We start from the raw sequence: 1,751 nt of genomic DNA on the forward strand, positions 1-1,751 counted from the left end.
GGCACGGGCCATATCGGGACATATCTTGTGCCAGCGCTTATCGATCAAAGTCACGAGGTGGTCAGTGTCAGCCGTGGGCTAGCCAGAAGCTACACCCATAACGCCGCATGGGATCGCGTTGAGCAGATCACCGCCGATCGTCAGGCGGAAGAAAAGGCGGGTATTTTTGCTGATCGTATCGTTGAATTGAAGCCGGACATCGTCATCGACCTGATTTCATTCAATCTGGCCAGCACCCGACCATTGGTCGAGGCACTCCGGGGCAAGATCGAACACTTCCTGCATTGCAGCACGCTCTGGGTTTACGGACACACCACCGCAGTCCCAGCAGGCGAGGACGAGCCGCTTAATCCGTTCGGAAAATACGGTATAGACAAGGCCGAAATTGAAAAATGGCTTATGCACGAAGCGCGCATCACCGGGTTCCCCGCGACAATCTTTCGCCCCGGTCAAATTGTCGGCGAAGGATGGACACCAATCACGCCCCTCGGCAACGACAAAGCAGCCGTCTTCTCAAAAATAGCACGTGATGAAGAGATCATTCTCCCCAATCTCGGACTGGAAACAGTCAATCACGTTCACGCAGCCGATATCTCGCAACTGATCCAGCGCGCGCTCACAAATCGTAGCGTTGCAGTTGGCGAAACGTTCAACGCAGTTTCAGATACAGCACTGAATCTGAGGGGCTACGCAGAAACGATCTTTGCGTGGTTTGGTCTCGAACCAAAGATCTCTTACGTTCCTTATGAGGAATGGATGAAGCTGCAACCCACACCAGAAGAAGCACATCACTCCTGGGAGCATTTTGCGCGAAGTTCGTGCCTGTCGATTGAAAAAGCACGCCGCAAACTCGGCTATGAACCGACTTACAGCAGCATTGCGGGCGTCAAGGAATCCATTGCATGGCTTGTCGAGAACGGCAAGGTTGAGAAACCCAAGGCCTGGAACTGATCGTTTCCCTGATCGCTCCGGTCCTTCGCGCTATGAATGTTGACGTTGTTTTGAAGAAAAGACGAGTGCGGACGTGTGCTGGCAAGAGAGACTGGAGCCCGAGTATGTCCGTAACACGCTCGCAACTCACCGATTTTTCGTATTTTTTAGCCATCGCCAGACATCGTAATTTTCGATTGGCAGGTCTGGAAATGGGGTTGAGCCCGTCAGCAATGAGCCATGCACTGAAGGGGCTGGAAGCAAAACTTGGCGTGCGTCTCGTCAACAGAACGAACCGCAGCGTGACTTTGACTGCAGCAGGTGAGGAATTTCGGAACTCGATTGAATTACCGCTGCAAGACATCAATCAGGCCGTGGAACGTCTGAATAAACATCGTGACTCTCCGCGCGGGCGTATCCGAATTAATGTGCAGGTGGACGCAGCACACACGATTTTACCTCCCGTTCTGGCGCTTTATGCAGAGCGCTATCCCGAAATTGAAATCGAGATGGAGGCCACTGATCGTTTGGTAGATATCACCCATGAAGGGTTCGACGCCGGTATCCGTGTCAGTGGAACTGTGCCCGAAGACATGGTGACACAGCGTATCTCAGGCGTTTTACGGTGGATTGTCGTCGGAGCACCAGCATATCTTGAGCGGTTTGGGACCCCACAGACACCCGCCGATCTTGAAAACCACCGCTGCATCAACGGACGATTAGGTGATGGACGTATCTATCAGTGGGAATTCGAAGGACCTGACGGTGAATTTTCGATACCAGTCCCGACCCAGTTTGTCATGAATGACCGTCCCACGATG

Annotated in this window: 2 protein-coding genes; both read left to right on the plus strand. The window is 52.9% G+C overall.

All coding sequences use genetic code 11. The annotated features are described in order from the left end of the window. A partial coding sequence (locus HKD21_RS14290; protein WP_194256264.1) for an NAD-dependent epimerase/dehydratase family protein occupies positions 1-951 on the plus strand: 951 nt, incomplete at its 5' end. 104 nt (positions 952-1,055) lie between these two features. Continuing rightward, on the plus strand, positions 1,056-1,751 hold a 696-nt coding region (locus tag HKD21_RS14295; protein ID WP_194256265.1), incomplete at its 3' end, for a LysR family transcriptional regulator.

It is taken from the genome of Gluconobacter cerevisiae, assembly GCF_015244675.1.
Classification (GTDB): Bacteria; Pseudomonadota; Alphaproteobacteria; order Acetobacterales; family Acetobacteraceae; genus Gluconobacter; species Gluconobacter cerevisiae.